This is a genomic window from Streptomyces sp. 2A115 (genome assembly GCF_052245575.1).
Taxonomy (GTDB): Bacteria; Actinomycetota; Actinomycetes; order Streptomycetales; family Streptomycetaceae; genus Streptomyces.
On the sequence record NZ_JBQQCG010000017.1, the window covers coordinates 14,805 to 30,626 of the forward strand.

General features: G+C 69.8%; 15 protein-coding genes. 4 read left to right on the forward strand and 11 right to left on the reverse strand.

The window, feature by feature from the left end; all coding sequences use genetic code 11:
• Window positions 1–128 precede the first annotated feature (128 nt).
• The 3 genes from ACTWQR_RS17015 to ACTWQR_RS17025 all read left to right on the forward strand — a co-directional run bounded on the left by ACTWQR_RS17015 (window position 129) and on the right by ACTWQR_RS17025 (window position 2,596).
• Window positions 129–899 carry an SDR family NAD(P)-dependent oxidoreductase gene (locus tag ACTWQR_RS17015; RefSeq protein WP_443227916.1) on the forward strand — a complete coding sequence of 257 codons (771 nt, stop codon included), beginning with the start codon at window positions 129–131 and terminating at the stop codon, window positions 897–899.
• A 203-nt stretch (window positions 900–1,102) separates the two neighbouring features.
• Window positions 1,103–1,498 carry a nuclear transport factor 2 family protein gene (locus ACTWQR_RS17020; RefSeq protein WP_443227917.1) on the forward strand — a complete coding sequence of 132 codons (396 nt, stop codon included), beginning with the start codon at window positions 1,103–1,105 and terminating at the stop codon, window positions 1,496–1,498.
• 126 nt (window positions 1,499–1,624) lie between these two features.
• Complete coding sequence (locus ACTWQR_RS17025) at window positions 1,625–2,596, forward strand: quinone oxidoreductase family protein (RefSeq protein ID WP_443227918.1); 972 nt, start codon at window positions 1,625–1,627, stop codon at window positions 2,594–2,596.
• Window positions 2,597–2,932: 336 nt separating this feature from the next.
• Here the strand turns inward: ACTWQR_RS17025 and ACTWQR_RS17030 are convergent, their stop codons facing one another.
• From ACTWQR_RS17030 to ACTWQR_RS17060, 7 genes are all read right to left on the reverse strand, one after another.
• On the reverse strand, window positions 2,933–4,153 hold the full coding sequence (locus ACTWQR_RS17030; protein WP_443227919.1) for an ABC transporter permease: 1,221 nt from the start codon (window positions 4,151–4,153) through the stop codon (window positions 2,933–2,935).
• Entirely contained in the window at window positions 4,150–4,878 is a 729-nt protein-coding gene (locus ACTWQR_RS17035) for an ABC transporter ATP-binding protein (protein ID WP_443227920.1), read from the reverse strand. The genes ACTWQR_RS17030 and ACTWQR_RS17035 overlap by 4 nt, the downstream gene beginning before the upstream one ends.
• Complete coding sequence (locus ACTWQR_RS17040) at window positions 4,875–5,960, reverse strand: hypothetical protein (RefSeq protein ID WP_443227921.1); 1,086 nt, start codon at window positions 5,958–5,960, stop codon at window positions 4,875–4,877. The genes ACTWQR_RS17035 and ACTWQR_RS17040 overlap by 4 nt, the downstream gene beginning before the upstream one ends.
• On the reverse strand, window positions 5,944–6,543 hold the full coding sequence (locus tag ACTWQR_RS17045; protein ID WP_443227922.1) for a hypothetical protein: 600 nt from the start codon (window positions 6,541–6,543) through the stop codon (window positions 5,944–5,946). The genes ACTWQR_RS17040 and ACTWQR_RS17045 overlap by 17 nt, the downstream gene beginning before the upstream one ends.
• A gap of 222 nt (window positions 6,544–6,765) precedes the next feature.
• Window positions 6,766–8,658, reverse strand: coding sequence for a sensor histidine kinase (locus tag ACTWQR_RS17050; RefSeq protein WP_443227923.1), 1,893 nt, complete (start codon window positions 8,656–8,658; stop codon window positions 6,766–6,768).
• The gene (locus ACTWQR_RS17055) at window positions 8,648–9,400 is read right to left on the reverse strand and encodes a response regulator transcription factor (RefSeq protein ID WP_443227924.1); all 753 of its coding nucleotides are present in this window, start codon (window positions 9,398–9,400) and stop codon (window positions 8,648–8,650) included. The genes ACTWQR_RS17050 and ACTWQR_RS17055 overlap by 11 nt, the downstream gene beginning before the upstream one ends.
• A 153-nt stretch (window positions 9,401–9,553) precedes the next feature.
• Window positions 9,554–11,278, reverse strand: a complete 1,725-nt coding sequence (locus ACTWQR_RS17060; RefSeq protein ID WP_443227925.1) for a dolichyl-phosphate-mannose--protein mannosyltransferase — start codon at window positions 11,276–11,278, stop codon at window positions 9,554–9,556.
• Window positions 11,279–11,407: 129 nt separating this feature from the next.
• Between ACTWQR_RS17060 and ACTWQR_RS17065 the strand changes: the two genes are divergently transcribed.
• Window positions 11,408–11,671, forward strand: a complete 264-nt coding sequence (locus ACTWQR_RS17065) for a hypothetical protein (RefSeq protein ID WP_443227926.1) — start codon at window positions 11,408–11,410, stop codon at window positions 11,669–11,671.
• Window positions 11,672–11,902: 231 nt separating this feature from the next.
• Here the strand turns inward: ACTWQR_RS17065 and ACTWQR_RS17070 are convergent, their stop codons facing one another.
• The 4 genes from ACTWQR_RS17070 to ACTWQR_RS17085 form a co-directional block, all read right to left on the reverse strand.
• Window positions 11,903–12,409 (reverse strand): SigE family RNA polymerase sigma factor, encoded by a 507-nt coding sequence (locus tag ACTWQR_RS17070; protein ID WP_443227927.1) that lies wholly within the window; start codon window positions 12,407–12,409, stop codon window positions 11,903–11,905.
• Between the two features lie 323 nt (window positions 12,410–12,732).
• Window positions 12,733–13,119, reverse strand: a complete 387-nt coding sequence (locus ACTWQR_RS17075) for an ankyrin repeat domain-containing protein (protein WP_443227928.1) — start codon at window positions 13,117–13,119, stop codon at window positions 12,733–12,735.
• Window positions 13,120–13,266: 147 nt separating this feature from the next.
• Window positions 13,267–14,730 (reverse strand): catalase, encoded by a 1,464-nt coding sequence (locus ACTWQR_RS17080; RefSeq protein ID WP_443228021.1) that lies wholly within the window; start codon window positions 14,728–14,730, stop codon window positions 13,267–13,269.
• Window positions 14,731–15,183: 453 nt separating this feature from the next.
• Entirely contained in the window at window positions 15,184–15,741 is a 558-nt protein-coding gene (locus tag ACTWQR_RS17085; protein ID WP_443227929.1) for a TetR family transcriptional regulator, read from the reverse strand.
• Window positions 15,742–15,822: the final 81 nt, after the last annotated feature.

Sequence of the window (15,822 nt, forward strand, 5' to 3'; positions counted from 1 at the left end):
AATGACCGGGCGGTCAGGTAAGCCTTCACCGCCTCGGTCACCCCTCGGGGCTGCCCATCCGCAGCCCCTCAGCCTCGCGCGGCCGACCGTTCCCGGCGGCCGTACACCAATGTCAGGAGAGACTCGTCATGGGCAATCGCCTGCAGGGCAAGACCGCACTCATCACTGGTTCCACCAGCAACATCGGCCGCGGGGTCGCGATCGCCTATGGCCGGGAGGGCGCACATGTCGTCGTCTCCGGCCGTGACGCCGAGCGAGGTGCCGAGGTCGTGGCGAAGATCCGTGCCGACGGCGGCCGGGCCGACTTCGTCGCTGCCGCCCTCGACGGTTCGGCCGCCGCGTCCCTGGCCCTTGCCGACGCCGCCCTCACCGCACTCGGTGGCCGGGTCGACATCCTGGTCAACAACGCCGGCATCTTCCCGGCCAACGGAACCCTGGACACCGACGAGGAGACCTTCGACCGCATCTTCGCGGTCAACGTGAAGGCGCCGTTCTTCCTCACCGCCCAGCTCGCGCCCCACATGACGGAGGCGGGCGGCGGTGCGGTGATCAACCTCGGCTCCTGGGCCGTCCGGCAGGGCCTTCCCCTGGGTGTCGCCTACACCGCGTCCAAGGGCGCGCTGGAGGCCCTGACCCGCTCCTGGTCCGCCGAGTTCGCCGGCCGCGGGATCCGGGTCAACGCCATTTCGCCCGGCGTGGTCCTCACTCCCGACCCCGACGAGACCGGCCCGAACCCCGCCGAGGCGATGATGAAGGGCACCCCGCACGGCAGCACCGGCACCCCGGAGGCCATCGGCCAGGCGGCCGTCTACCTGGGCAGTGACGAGTCCGCGTTCGTGCACGGCACTGTGCTCGACGTGGACGGTGGCCGGACCGCGGTCGCCGTCATCGCCGGCTGACCACCCGGAGCCCCGGAGCGGCCGCGCGCCGACACCCGTGGCCGTGACCCGTCGGCGCCACTGGTGCCCGTCGCGGCCGTGCCGGGCATCGGACCCGGACTCCTACCTCGTCAACAGCGACCTGCGCTCGCGCTCGTCACACCGCCACCCTGATGGACAGGGGCCCGGCGCCGACGACAACCCACCACACGTATCTACCGAACATGGAGATCTTCATCATGGCTGTCACCGACAACGACACACTGGTCCGCGACTTCGTGAACACCTTCAACACCCAGGACGCCGACGCCCTCGCCCCGTTCATGGCCGACGACGTCGTCTTCACCGCCTACGGCGACTCGCCCGTCGAGGGCCGTGACGCGGTGATCGCCCTGTGGAAGGGCGTGTTCGCGAACTTCGGCCAGGTCAAGTTCGAGACCGTGCACCAAGCGGTGAACGGTGACGTCGTCATCGCCGAGCAGATCCACGGGCTCGCCCTGCACGGCGGCAAGCTCGCCCCGGTGATGAACATGGCGGTCTACGAGCTCCGCGACGGCAGGATCGCGGCCTGGCGCGACTACACCAACCCCGCCTACGCCTCCACCCTGCTGCAGGCCTGAGCGGACCACTCCGCCGAAGGCGCCGCGCGAGCCCGCCGCCTTCGCGCGCAACCCCGGCACAACAAGGTCTCTCCGATGCATTCGCCTGTCATTCGGCGGTCCTAGCGACAGAAAGAGGTGTGCGCCATGCGCGCTGTAGTAGTGGAAGAGCTGGGCGGACCGGAAGTGCTCCGGCTGAAGGAATGGCCCGACCCCGAGCCAGGGCCGGGCGAACTGGTGGTGGACGTCGACTTCTCCGGTATCAACTTCATGGACACCGGCACCCGTGCCGGATTCGCAGTGCCCGGCAACCCGCCCTTCGTCCCCGGGGTCGAGGGCGCCGGCCGGGTCACCGGCATCGGAGAGGGTGTGAGCGGCTTCGCGATCGGCGACCGGGTGGCCTGGGTCTCCGTCTACGGCAGCTACGCGGAGAGAGTCGCGGTCCCCGCAGCCAAGGTCGTCCCCGTCCCGGACGACATCCCCAGCGACATCGCCGCCGCGACGATGATGCAGGGACTCACCGCGCACCACTTCGTCACCGAGTCCGCCCCCCTGGCCGAGGGCGAGACCGCGCTTGTGCACTCCGCCGCCGGCGGTGTGGGACGCATCGTCACCCAGTTGCTCAAGCTGCGCGGCGCGCGTGTGATCGGCCTGGTCTCCCGCGAGGAGAAGGTCCGAACCGCGAAGGCGGCGGGCGCGGACGAGGTCCTCGTCTCCTCGGGCGGTGACTTCGTGGACCGGGTCAAGGACCTCACCGGCGGCGAGGGAGTGCACGCGGTCTTCGACGGCGGCGGCGCCCCCACGTTCCGGCCCTCGATCGAGGCCCTGCGACGGGTCGGGACGCTGGTCTACTACGGCCCGCTGATCGGCGAGATCCCCACGGTGCGGCTGCTCGACCTGCCCAAGAGCATCAGGGTCACCTACGCGGTGTACGCGGATCACATTCACAACCGGGAGCTGCTGCTCGAGCATGCCGGAGACCTGTTCGACAAGATCCGCGAGGGCAAGCTGCGCATCGACATCACCGAGCGCTACGCGCTGGGCGCCGCCGAGCAGGCACACGCCGACATCGAATCGCGGCGCACCTCCGGCAAGCTCCTGCTCGACCCCAGCCTCTGAGTCGGCCACAGGCACAGCAGACAACCTCGGCACGACGGCACGACGGCACGACGGCACGACGGCACGACGATCGCCTTGGAGTGCCTCCCGGGGTACGAACCACAGCAGGTGACATCCGGTCGGCCGGGACGAACCGATCGCGCGGAGGCCCCGGCCCCCTGACGCACCGTCCGCCGTCGGGGGCCGGATGCCGTATGCCCAGGCCCGGCCGACAACGCCGCCACCCGCGGAGCGTCCCATGCCGGCACCGGTTCGGTTCCCGGCTTCCGCCCCCATCCGCCAGGCCCGGGTGACCGGGGAACCGCTTCCGGCTCGATGCCGACGCTCCGGGCCTCCTCAGACGGCGGCCAACGCCTCGGTCGGAGGCAGCCCGGAGGCGCGTACGGCGGGGTACAGGCCAGCGGCCATGCCGACGGTGACCGCTCCCAGCACGCCGGCGAGGAGTGCGAGCGGCGGGAACACCACGGGCCAGGACTGGGAGACGGCGTATCCCGCCGTCACCACCGCTCCGAGAACCGTTCCGGCACAGCCGCCCAGCGCGGACAGTGCCACCGACTCCGCCAGGAACTGCCCCCTGATCTGACCGCGACTGGCACCCAGTGCCCGGCGCAGACCGATCTCGCGGCGTCGTTCCAGCACCGAGACGACCATGGTGTTGGCCACGCCGACGCCGCCGACGAGGAGGGCTACGCCCGCGAGTCCGAGAAGGAGGACCGACAGCGTCTGCTCGGTGGCGCGCTTGGCGGCCAGGGCGTCCGACGGACGGCTGACCTGGACCAGGCCCGGCAGCTGCGGATGGACGGTGGCGGGCAGCACGTCGCGCACCGCCTCGATCTGTGACTCGCGGGCCGTGACGTAGACGACGGTGGGATGGCCGTCGAAGCCGAGCTGGTCGCCGGCCGCGTCCCAGCCGACCAGGACGGCGGTGTCGAGGTCGGGGGCGAGCGGCAAGGGGTCAAGGATGCCGATGACGGTGAACCAGTGGCCGCCGATGTAGATCTGTGTGGACTCCTGGCCGGGGCGCACTCGGTCGAAGCCGAGGCGGGAAGCGGCGCGGAAGCCCAGGACCACGGTCGGGAACCGTGCCGTGGTCGGGGAGAGGAACGTCCCTGAGCGGACCGTCCCGTGGACCGCCCCGAGCAGATCGGTGCGAGCGGCCAGGACGCTGATACCGGACGCGTCGGCCGGGTCGGCGCGGTCGGAACGCAGCACGGTGGTATGGGTGTTGGCCACGGCGCTCGCGCTGGTCACCGGGCCGATGCGGGCCGCCATGGCGTCCGCGGCGGCGGGGAGGACCACCGGGGGATCGCTGTCCGTCTGCGGGACGACGCGCAGCATGTTCGTGCCGAGCGCGGACAGCTCGTTCATCAGGGCCTGCTGGCTGGAGGCGGGTATGGCGGTCACGACGACGAGGGTCGCGATGCCGATGGAGATACCGAGCGCGGACAGCGCGGCCCGCGGGCCCCGGGTCCGGATGCCGAGCAGACCGAGCCGGACGATGTCCGTGAACGCCAGCCGGATCGGTCGCGGCCCGAGGTCTCTCGCCGTGCGGGTCATGCGGCACTCACCTCGCGTACGTCGGTCGTGATGCGGCCGTCGCGCAGTTCCACCCGGCGAGGCAGATGGGCCGCGATGTCGCGGTCGTGGGTGATGACGGCGATGGTGGTGCCCTGTGCGTTCAGTTCGACGAGCAGATCCAGGACGGCCTCCCCGTTGGCCGCGTCCAGCGCACCCGTCGGCTCGTCGGCCAGCACCAACGCGGGACGGTTGACCAGGGCCCGGGCGATGGCGACCCGTTGGCGCTCGCCCCCGGAGAGCTGCTGGGGAAGGTGCGCGTGGCGGTGCTCCAGGCCCACCCTGGCCAGCGCCTCCCGCGCGAGTGGCCGTCGCCTGCGGCGGGGGACACCCGCGTACAGCAGGCCGGTGGCGACGTTCTCCGTGGCGTCCAGCCCGTCGGTGAGGTGGAAATGCTGGAACACGAAGCCCAGCAGACGCGCCCGCAGTGCGGAGAGGCGACGGTCGCCCAGGGTGTGCACGTCGTGCCCGGCGATGTGGACGGTGCCGGTCGTCGGCCGGTCCAGGGTCCCCATGATGTGCAGCAACGTCGACTTGCCGGATCCGGACGGGCCGACGATGGCGACGAGTTCGCCCTCGTCGACGCGGAGCGACACACGGTCCAGTGCGGTGACGCCGCCGGGGTGACGTTTGGTGACATTGTCGACGACGAGGACAGGTTCCGACGGGCGGGTGGCGGTAGCCGGAGCCGTGGCAGGAGTGCTCACGAGGCCGTCACCACCTTGCTGCCGTCGGTCAGTCCCTTGCCGCTGACCTCGACCAGACCGCCCGCGAACATGCCCGTCGTCACCGCGATCAGAGCGCCGTCCGGGCGTTGCAGGGCGTACCCGCCCTCTCGCAGGGCGACAAGCGCACTCACGGGGACGGCGAGGACGCCCTTGCGGGTGGTCGTGTCGAACCTGACCTGTACCGCCGCCGTGTCCAGGTTTCGTACTTCCGTCGCCCGGTCCGGGACGACGGTCACGTCGATGGTGGCCGGTCCGGTCTGTTGCGTGGAGTCCTGTGCCGTGCCGCCCTGAACGGTACGTCCGAGCGTCGTGACCGTGCCGCGGATCGTCCTGCCGTCGGGCAGGCTGATCTCCGCCTTGTCGCCGGCCTTGATGGTCCCAACGTCGGTGGCCTCCACCGGCACGGTGACGGATTTGCCGGCCGAGGTGTAGGTGAGCAGTACGGCGTCGGCCGCGTCGCCGGATTGTGCCTCGACCGTGTCGACACGCACCGGGCCGGGCAGGACGACGGCGCGGCCGGGGACGAGGGTGCCCGTGGCGTCCTGCTCGGTGTCGTGCTGCCATCGCTTGAGCGCTGCGGCGAGGGCGGGGGTGAACTCCTCGCCTTCGCCGGGGCCTTTGGGGGTGACGGCGGGTCCGGTGTCGTAGCCGAGTGCCCGGAGGTTGTCCGCGAGCACGCTCACGTCGTTGCCGCGCACGCCTGTCTTGGCCAGGGCGCGGAAGAACGGCGTGTCACCGAAGAAGACGGGGACGGGCCGGTCGTCGATCCGGTACAGGGGCTTGCCCCTGGCCGCGCGGGCGCCCGGCTTCGGCACCTGGGTGACGACGCCCTGGCCCGTGCCCTTCAGGACGTGTGACCTGCCGAAGCCGAGCGTGCCCGGCAGAGTGCGGCTGTCGGAGAGGTCGGTCCTGGCGACCGTGGCCGTCCGTACCCGGACGGGGGCCGCGGTCTTGGTGTTCTGGCCCGAGTGCGTGCTGCTCCACACCACCGCGCCGGTGCCCGTGGCGCCGACGACCAGCAGGGTGCTGAGCGCGACGGCGACCCTACTGCGCCTTGCCACCGAACGCCTCCAAGGTGCAGCTCTTCTCGACCTTGCTCTGCCGCGCGGCGGTCAGCGTGGAGTTGCCGTTGTACGTCCACCCCGAGTTGTCGGGCAGCGCGGTGACCTTGAGCCCTTTCCGGTTCAGGCATTTCACGTAGGCCCGGAAGTCGTCGTCGTAGTGCGGGTTCGTCGCGCGGTCCATCTCGGGTGGCTGCAGAGGCAGTTTGCCGACGCAGGCCTTGACGGCGGCCTTGGCCGTGGCGCTCTGGTCCGTGTCGTCGATGGAGTCCGGGCCGCGTACTGGGAGCATCTTGTGCCCGTGGTCCTTCAGACAGGTGGCGTAGATGTGCCAGTAGTGGTCCCGTTCCTCCTCCGAGCTGTCGAGACGCAGCTGGGGACGGCCGTCGTCGGCCGGCGGTGAGGCGCTCGCACTCGCCTTGCCGACCGGGGCATCGCTCTGCAGGGAGGCCACGCCCTGCTCCGTCGAGCCGTTTCCGTCGGAGTCGCTCGAACCGCCGCAGCCGGTGAGCAGGAGGGCACCTGAAAGGAGGACGACGGCGCCGAGCACGCGGCTGCGGCGGGGAATCTCGGGGTGGGTCATGGGCGCCATGGTCCGCGCCGTGTGTGGGGAAGCCGTCAGGAACTCTTGCCGGTCCGTTCGGACTTCGACCGGCGCCCGATGACCGGATGCCTGCAAGCTGCCGACGACCTCCCCCGCTCGGCTTCGCTCGAGCGGGGGCCCCATCATGGACTTCCGCCCGGCACGCCGAGAGCACGCACCCGAGCGCCGCTCCTTCTCCCACGGAGATCCATCAGAAGGGCCCTAGACCTGTCGGCGGATCATGCCGTCGTCGCGGGCCCCGGGAGGCAGCTCTCGCCGCAGCCGGTCCTGATCCTGATCCGCCGGGCAGGCCCTGGCCCAGCCGGGCAGCCTCAGCGAGAAGACCGATCCCTTGCCGGGCACGCTCGACGCGTACGCGCTGCCGCCGTGCGCCTCGGCGAGTTTGCGGACGATGGACAGGCCGAGCCCGCTTCCCCCGCTCTGCCGGCTGCGTGACTTCTCAGCCCGCCAGAAACGGTCGAAGACCTTGGGCAGGTCTTCGCCGCTGATGCCGGAACCGGTGTCCTCGACGCTGAACACCACCGCGTCGCCCTCCCCGCGGGCGGACAGGGTGACTGTGCCACCGGCAGGCGTGTGCCGCACGGCGTTGGACACGAGGTTCCCGACCGCCTGACGGAGTCGCACGGGATCGGCGTACAGGGAGGGCACCTGGCCGGCCCGCACCCGAAGCTCAACTCCCGCGGAGCCGGCGTTGCCCTGATGGGCGCGGGCGACCTGGGCGAGCAGAGCGGCCGCGTCGACGTCCTCCGGGCGGAGCTCGAGCGCGCCGGCGTCGGCCGCCGAGAGGTCTCGCAGGTCGTCGATGATGTGCTGTAGGAGCATCGCCTCCTCCAACAGTGAGGAGATGAGGTTCTTGTCCGCGGACACGACACCGTCCTCGACGGCCTCCAGCCAGCCCCGGACGTTGCTGAGCGGCGTGCGCAGTTCATGGGCGACGTCGCTCACCAACGCCCGCCGCATCTGCTCCAGTTCCTGGCGCCTGCTCGACATCAGGTTGAACGCCGCGGCGAGCCTGCCGAACTCGTCGTCGCCGGCCACCTCGACGCGCGCGCTCTGATCGCCTTCCGCCATCCGCCGGGCCGCTCCGGTCAGGGCACGCAGCGGCCTGACCATGCGGGTGCCGGCGACGAAGGTGACCGTCACGGTGACCAGCAGTACCGCGACGGTGACGCCGGTGATCCTCATGCGGTTGGCGTCGGAGAGGTCGAAGAACGTGGTGATCTTCCGGTCGGGTGCGGTGGCGAAGAGGAGTGCCGGTGGCGCCACGAAGGGGTCGAGTTGTTGACGCCGTGCGGTGGAGAGACATGTCGCCACGGAACGGGAGTCGGGAGTACCGCGGGCGGTGGAAGGTGTCCAGGTCAGGTCGTCGGCGAGCTGTACCGGCGGGGCATGGCGGTCGGTGAGGCAGTCGTTGACGAGCCGGCCCAGCTGAGAAAGCGCCCTGCCCTCAGTGGGGGTGCGCCGCAGAAGGCCGTCCAGCCCGCATCGGTCACTCGTCTCCAGGAGGTGGCCGCCGACCTCAACCGTCGCCCGCCCGTTCGGTGTCCGTGTGACCTCGACGTCCTGCGGCGATCCGGAGGCACGCAGGCACTTCACGACCTGGTACGCCGCGGCCTCCACTGCGGCCCGTTCCCGGCCCGTCAACCGGAAGGGGCCGACGGCGCGCGGATCGATGCGGTCGGATAGCGCGCCGTCGGCGCGGCGAGCGAGTGTGGTGTCCACGGCCAGCGCGTCGACGGTCGCCGACGCCGTCGAGGGCAGCGATCTCGCCGGCCTACGGCTGTCTTCCCCGGAGTCCGCCAGCAAGTGGCGGTCCTCGTCGGTCAGCATGATCCGGCGGCCGGTCTGCCGCGACAGGTCGCGGATCGTCGGCCCGGCACCGCTCCAGTCCGGGTGCGTGGCCGCGAAGCCGACGAGCGTGTCGTAGATCCGCGCGTCGTCGGTGAGGACCTGGCCGTGCTCACGTCCGATGGCGACGGCGGTGAGGCTGACGACGAGCCAGGCCGTAGCGACGATCGAGCACAGGGAGACCAGCGCGGACAGCCCCAGCAGCCGCGACCGCAGGCTTCTGCGCAGCGGTATGTCACCTCGCACGGGAACCGGTCTCGCCGTTGGACGAATCCACGGAACGGACATCGGCGGCCTTGTAGCCGACGCCGTAGACCGTGAGCAGCAGCTGGGGCCGGGTGGGATCGTGCTCGATCTTGCGGCGCAGGTTCATGACGTGGCCGTCGACGGTGCGGGTCGTGACATAGCGGTCGATGCCATGCAGGTGCTCCAGTATCTGTTTCCTGGTGAACACCCGGCCCGGAGCCGATGCCAGCATTTCGAGCACACGGAACTCGCCGGGAGTGCAGTCGGTCAGCCGGCCGTCCACGCGGGCCTCGAACCGGGCGGGGTCGACCACGAGCGGGCCCACGACGAGTACGGGTTCAGCCTGTGGGGCGGCCCTGGCAGCGGGGGCGGCCGTGCGGCCGGCTCGCCTCAGCAGGGTACGGACGCGGGCGGTCAGTTCGCGCGGGCTGAAGGGCTTGGTCATGTAGTCGTCCGCGCCGAGGTCGAGGGCGAGCAGCAGGTCGTCCTCCTCCGTGCGGGCGGTGAGCATCAGGACCGGCACATCGGATTCCCTTCGCAGTACCCGGCACACGTCCAGCCCGTCCGTGCGCGGCATCATCCAGTCCAGCACCACGAGATCGGGCATCCGCCGCCGGATCGCGTCCAGGGCGGCCCGCCCGTCGTGGACGACACCGACCGAATGGCCTTCCCTCTCCAGATAGCGGCGGATGAGATCGGCCTGTTTGGGGTCGTCGTCGGCGAGCACAACATACGCACACATGTGACCATCGTAGAAAACGCGGCAGCCCGCACCCTGCTGCGGCCGCGGAAGTCGCCAAGAGGGCACCGGACGAGGACAGGAACACAACACCTTCCTGACATTCGGCCCCACACCTGATGCCGCCCGGGCCGCCCGCGCGTACCCGCGGCCGGCTCAGATCCAGGTGTCGAGCCACATCCTGGCGCGCCAGTCGGCGTACGGGATCGTCTGCCCGGCGTAGATCGGGAAGAAATAGATGAAGTTCCAGGCGATGAGCAGGACGAGAACGCCTGCGGTCACGGCACCGTGTGTGCGGCGCTTGTGCGTTGCTCCCGGCGGACCAAGCAGGGCTCCCAGCGTCATCGTCACGGCCAGGCACAGGTACGGCACGAAGACGACGGCGTAGAAGGAGAAGATCGTGCGGTCCTGGTAGAGGAACCAGGGCAGGTAACCGGCGCCCACGGCACACAGGATGGCGCCGGAGCGCCAGTCGCGGCGCAGTGCCCACCGATAGAGCAGATACACGAGGGCGCAGCAGGCCGACCACCACAGGAGCGGTGTGCCCAGGGCGAGGATCGTCTGCGAGCAGTCGATGGTCGTGTGGCAGCCGTCCTTCCCGGGTTTCGGTGACTCGTAGTGGAACAGCACAGGGCGGCCCAGGGATGGCCAACTCCATGGATTCGACTCGTACTTGTGCGGAGCGTGCAGCCCCACGTTGAACTGGTAGACCCCGTACTCGTAGTGCCACAGGCTGCGCAGCGGGGCCGGGATCCAAGACCAGGTGCCGCCGCGGCCGTCCGCCCAGTGCCGTCCGTAACCGTTGTCGGACACGAACCAGCCGGTCCAGGTCGCCAGATACGTCACGACAGCGACCGGAACCAGGGACATCACCGACCAGCCGAAGTCCTTGCGCAGCACCGCGCGGTAGGGACGGCGCGCCCCGGCCATGCGGCGGGCGCCGACGTCCCACAGCAGGGCGAGGACCACGAAGAAGGCGAGGAAGTACAGGCCGTTCCACTTGGTGGAGGACGCCAGGCCCAGGAAGAAGCCGGCTGCGAGCCGCCAGGGCCGCACTCCCGTCCCGGCCCGGTCGCCGGTGTGTGCGTCCGGGCGTATGCGGCCGTCCTCAGCCACCGGCAAGGCTGCCGCTAGCCGCGCCCGCGCCCGGTCCCGGTCGATGAGCAGGCAGCCGAACGCCGCCAGCACGAAGAACATGACGACGAGGTCCAGCAGAGCGGTGCGGCTCATCACGTAGTGCAGGCCGTCCACCGCCATCAACGCTCCGGCCAGGCAGCCCAGCAGAGTGGAACGGAACAGGCGGCGGCCTGTTCGGCACAGCATCAGCACCGACAGCGTGCCGAGGACCGCCGTCATGAAGCGCCAGCCGAAGGGAGTGAGGCCGAACATCCACTCGCCGAGGGCGATCACCCACTTGCCCGTCGGCGGGTGCGCGACGAAGGAACCGGTGTCGGAGAGCGGGATCACCTGGGGGTCCGCCAGGATCTGCGGATCGGCGATCTTGCGATCCGGCCAGGTCCCCTCGTAGCCGAGCCTGAGCAGCGCCCAGGCGTCCTTGGCGTAGTACGTCTCGTCGAACACGACCGCCCGCGGCCGGCCAAGGTGCCAAAAGCGCGGCAGTCCGGCGAGGACCGCCACCAGCAGCGGCCCGCCCCATCCCGACCAGCGCGCCAGTCGGCCCGCCGCCAGCGGGGACAGACCGAGCATGCGCCACACCCGTGACCCGGGTTCGGAAAACGGCACGACCAGGCGGTCGCGTACGGACGTACGCGGAGGCTCTTCGTACCCGAAGCGGCGCAGCCGCCGCTCCCAGGAGACCGCCTGGGGCTTCGCCGCCTGCTGAGGCTCGCCGGCCAACGCGGGCGCGTTCTCATGAATCACGTGGTGCGCTTTCCGTGCGGGGAGAGCAGGACAAGCGAGGATCAGCTGACCGGCGGGCGGTGGTAGTCACGTCGGCTCAGTCAGCCCTCACTCAGGGGGACCGCTCGAAGCTGGCCGAGGTGCTACCTGGTGGTTGAGGTCCGTGTCGGCATCGGGACCGGCTCGGGGGTTGAGGGGCGGTACGGCATCGGCACCGGCCGGGTGGTTGACGTACAGGTCGGCATCGGCACCTCCTTGGCAGTGGAGCCGGGGCGGGCCGGCGACGGCACCGGCACCGGCACCGGACCAGTGGTTGACGTACAGGAAGGCACCGGCGCCTCGTTGGCAGTGGACGCGGGCCGGACCGTCGACGGCATCGGGGCCGACTCGGCAGAGGTGACGGGACGGGGCTGAGGGCCAGTAGGCCCGCCCTGAGCGAAAGAGCTCGGCAGGACCAGCAGTCCGACGCCGAGTCCGGCAAGGGTCAGTGCGGATCCGGTGGTCATCCAGGCTGTCCGGGATCGCTGTCGGGCGCGAACGCCGGCGTGCAGTCGATTTCGGTGCCGGTCCTCATAGGGCGTGTCCTCCTGGCTGTCACGCATCATGCGTGCCAGGTCCTGCTCGAAGTGATCCATGGCTCCTTCTTCACTCGACCGGCTTGACTGCTTCGGCCAGAAGCTGCCGCAGGCGTGCGACGCCGCGTGCCGTGAGCGAACGGGCGGTACCCACCGGACACCCCAGCGCCTCGGCGACGTGCCGCTCGGGCAGGTCCTGGTAGTAACGCAGCACCACCGCAGCCCGCTGCCGCGCCGGCAACAACGCCAACATGGCCTCCAACCGGGTCCGTTCGTCCACGGCGGCGGTCTCGTCACCCACCCCGGGCGGGTCGGGCAACTGGTCGACGGGGTGCTCTCCCCACCAGCGACGCCGTGCCGAGCGAGCCGCGGCACGGACCAGAACCCTGCGCACATAGGCCTCGGGCGCCTGCTCGGCCACCTTCGGCCAGGCAAACCACAGCTTGACCAGCGCCTCCTGCAGCAGATCCTCCGCCCGGTGCCGGTCTCCGCCAGTGAGCAGCCTCGCCAGATGAAGCAACGCAGACCATCGAGCCGCCACGAACCGGTCGAACTCATCGGCCCGCGACTGCCCCATCTGCGTCGACCCTTACCTCTCTGCCGAACACGCCGGCCTCTACCGCACGAAACGCGGCACGGCGCCATCGACCACGTACGCCGCCGCACGACCGCGGACGCCCCCACACCTACACAAAGACACTGACCCCTGCCTCGCTATGCACTCTCGCCATGTGGCGTGCGTCACATATTCCATCCTGGCGATGCTCACGACGCGACTCGTGTTCGCGGACGCCATCGGGGGAGGGGCAGTCGGCGTGAGTCGTCGATGCGCACGTCCGGCCGCGGGGCTTCCGCGGCCGGGTACGCTCTCCTGCTTGCGACCAGCCGGTACGTCGCCGGTCAGTTCGTGAGGAGATGGGCGCGGCCGAACATGGACGCGGCGGCTCGCGCCGTCGGCGTGCCGGAGTCCAGATCGGCGCCGGCCTGCCGCAGTACCGCCACCACGTCGTCCGCGCCCTTGAACAAGGCACCGGCGATGGGGGCCTGGTCCCGGGCGTTGCGCAGTTCCGGGTCGGCGCCGAGCCGGAGCAGGGCCCCTACGGTGTCCGCGTGGCCGTGATAGGCGGCGAGCATCAGGAGGGTGTTGCCGGCCGCGTCGCTCGCGTTCACCGGGAGCCCGTGCTCCACGAACTCCAGCAGTTGTTCCGTGCTGCCCTCCCGGGCCAGGTCCAGGGCGATGGCCACGACACGTTGCGTCTGCTCAGGAGTCAGACCGCGACTGGTCATACGTACCTTCTCCTGATCCGGCGGTCACAGCTGGCCGGTGCGTTCGTGACGGGGCGGCGGTGTCCGGGTCTGCCCGGCGTGGTCGAGTTCTGGGCCAACGCCGGGCAGCGAGTGAGGCGTCCCGCGTGTTTCGTCGGGCCACCGGGGTCAGAGATCGCCGGCCGCCAGGGCCTCGATCGCCTTGCGGACGCCTTCGCCGTAGGCCGGGTCCGCCTGGGTGCAGTTGGCGATGTGCCGTTCGACGGTCTGCTGCGACGCACCGTTGATCGCGCGCGCCGTGTTCTCGAAGAGGGCTTGCCGCTGCTCGGGACTCATCAGGCGGAACAGGTTGCCGGGCTGCTCGAAGTAGTTGTCGTCGTCCGCACGGAAGTCGAACCGATCGGCGAAGGCACCCACGGCCTGGCCCGGCTCCCGGTAGGCAGGCTGTTCCTGCCAGCGTCCGTAGGAGTTGGGCTCGATGCCCGGAGTGGATCCCTGGTTGCCGTCGACGCGCATGCCGCCGTCGCGGTGGTAGGAGTTCACCGGGTTCTTCGGGGCGTTGACGGGGATCTGGTGGTGGTTCACACCGAGGCGGTAACGCTGGGCGTCGCCGTAGGAGAAGAGGCGGCCCTGCAGCATCCGGTCGGGGGAGAAGCCGATGCCAGGAACCACGTTCGCCGGGGTGAATGCCGCCTGCTCGACATCCGCGAAGTAGTTGTCTGGGTTGCGGTTGAGCTCCCACTCACCGACCTCGATCAGCGGGTAGTCCTTCTTCGACCAGATCTTGGTGAGGTCGAAGGGGTGGAAGCGGTAGTTCTCCGCGTCGGCCTCCGGCATGACCTGGATGAACAGCTTCCACTTCGGGAAGTCGCCGTTCTCGATCGCCTCGAAGAGGTCGCGCTGGTGGGACTCGCGGTCCTTGCCGATGAGGGCCTCGGCCTCGGCGTCGGTGAGGTTCTCGATCCCCTGTTGGGTGCGGTGGTGGAACTTGACCCAGAACCGCTCGCCCTCGGCGTTGACCAGGCTGTAGGTGTGGGAGCCGAAGCCGTGCATGTGCCGGTACGAGGCGGGGATGCCTCGGTCGGACATCACGATGGTGACCTGGTGCAGGGCCTCGGGGAGATGGGTCCAGAAGTCCCAGTTGTTCTCCGGGTCGCGGAGGTTGGTACGCGGGTCACGCTTCACCGCGTGGTTGAGGTCGGGGAACTTCAGCGGGTCGCGGAAGAAGAACACCGGTGTGTTGTTTCCGACGAGGTCCCAGTTGCCCTCGTCCGTGTAGAACTTCAGGGCGAAGCCGCGGATGTCACGCTCGGCGTCAGCCGCGCCGCGCTCACCCGCGACGGTGGAGAACCGGCCGAACATGGCGGTCTGTTTGCCGATCTCGGAGAAGATCTTGGCGCTCGTGTACCGCGTGATGTCGTGGGTCACCGTGAAGGTGCCGAACGCGCCCGAGCCCTTGGCGTGCATCCGGCGCTCCGGAATCACTTCGCGGTCGAAGTGGGCGAGTTTCTCCAGAAACCACACGTCCTGCAGGAGCATCGGGCCACGCGGACCGGACGTCAGCGAGTTCTGGTTGTCGGGAACCGGTGTGCCGGCAGCCGTAGTCAACGGCTTCTGGTTGTTCTCGGGCAAAGCTCGCTCCTCGGTGAGTGGTTCCTCGCCTGCGCTCAAGGCATGACGGTCCTGGCCAGTCGGGTGTCCGTCCAAGCGGCTCTGCGGCTCGTACCGGCACACATACTATGTTGGAACATATCTACGTCAAGGTGCGATGCCGGGACACACGTGGTCTTGAATCCGCCTTCGCGACCCCGGCAGGGCACATGTGTTAGCAATGTTGGTCGCCGTCCGCGAAGAAATCGGGCGCGATCCTTCGTCCCGTGCTCGCCGGTGCCCGCACATCGACTGGCTGCTGCACACTTCACGACCGCTGGTCCACGTCCCGGCACTGCACGTGTTTCTGGGACGTCCACGGGAGCGGATGCCGTGACTCGGCCGGCAACGATCTCTGAGCCCCTGCCGATACCGATGCCTGTCCGGATCCGCAGCCGTGCCGCTCCGATGCCTGTCCGGAGCCGCTGGGCCGGTTCAGTTCACCAGCGCAGCGGTCACCCGCCGGACGATCTCGCGGCGCTGCTCACGGTCGTCGATGTCCACCACCGCCAGTACCTCGGGATTGGAGGCCTCCCACAGCATCGCGATGTGGATCACCAGGGCCTGCAGTACCCGGGCCTCGAACCGGGTGGAGACCACGCCCTTGGCCTGTGCCGCGGCGATGGCGGCGCTCCTGTCGCGGACGTCTTCCACCCCCTGCTCGTTGATCGTCTCGTCCCGTTCCATGCGCTGCCAGGTGATCAGCCGGGGAAACTCCGGATGCGTGGCGTAGATGTCACTCAGGTGCGCCGCGACCTCGGGGAGGTCCTCCGCATCGCGGGGCAGGTTCGTGACGATGTGCTCGACCAGACTGTTCCAGACCGCTTCGAACAGTCCGGCCTTGTTCTTGAAGTAGTGGTAGATCTGCGCCTTGTTGCACTGTGCGGCGGCCGCGATGCGGTCGACGCGGGCGCCGTGCAGCCCGTACGCGGCGAACTCGGCCCGACCGGCTGCGATGAGTCGTTGCTTGGTGGCTTCGGCGTCGCGCTGCATGCGCCGAGCGTAGCGCAGCTCCTAACTAACCGTTTACTTGACAGCCCTCTCGCGCCGGGCGTCTAATCAACTAACCGGGTA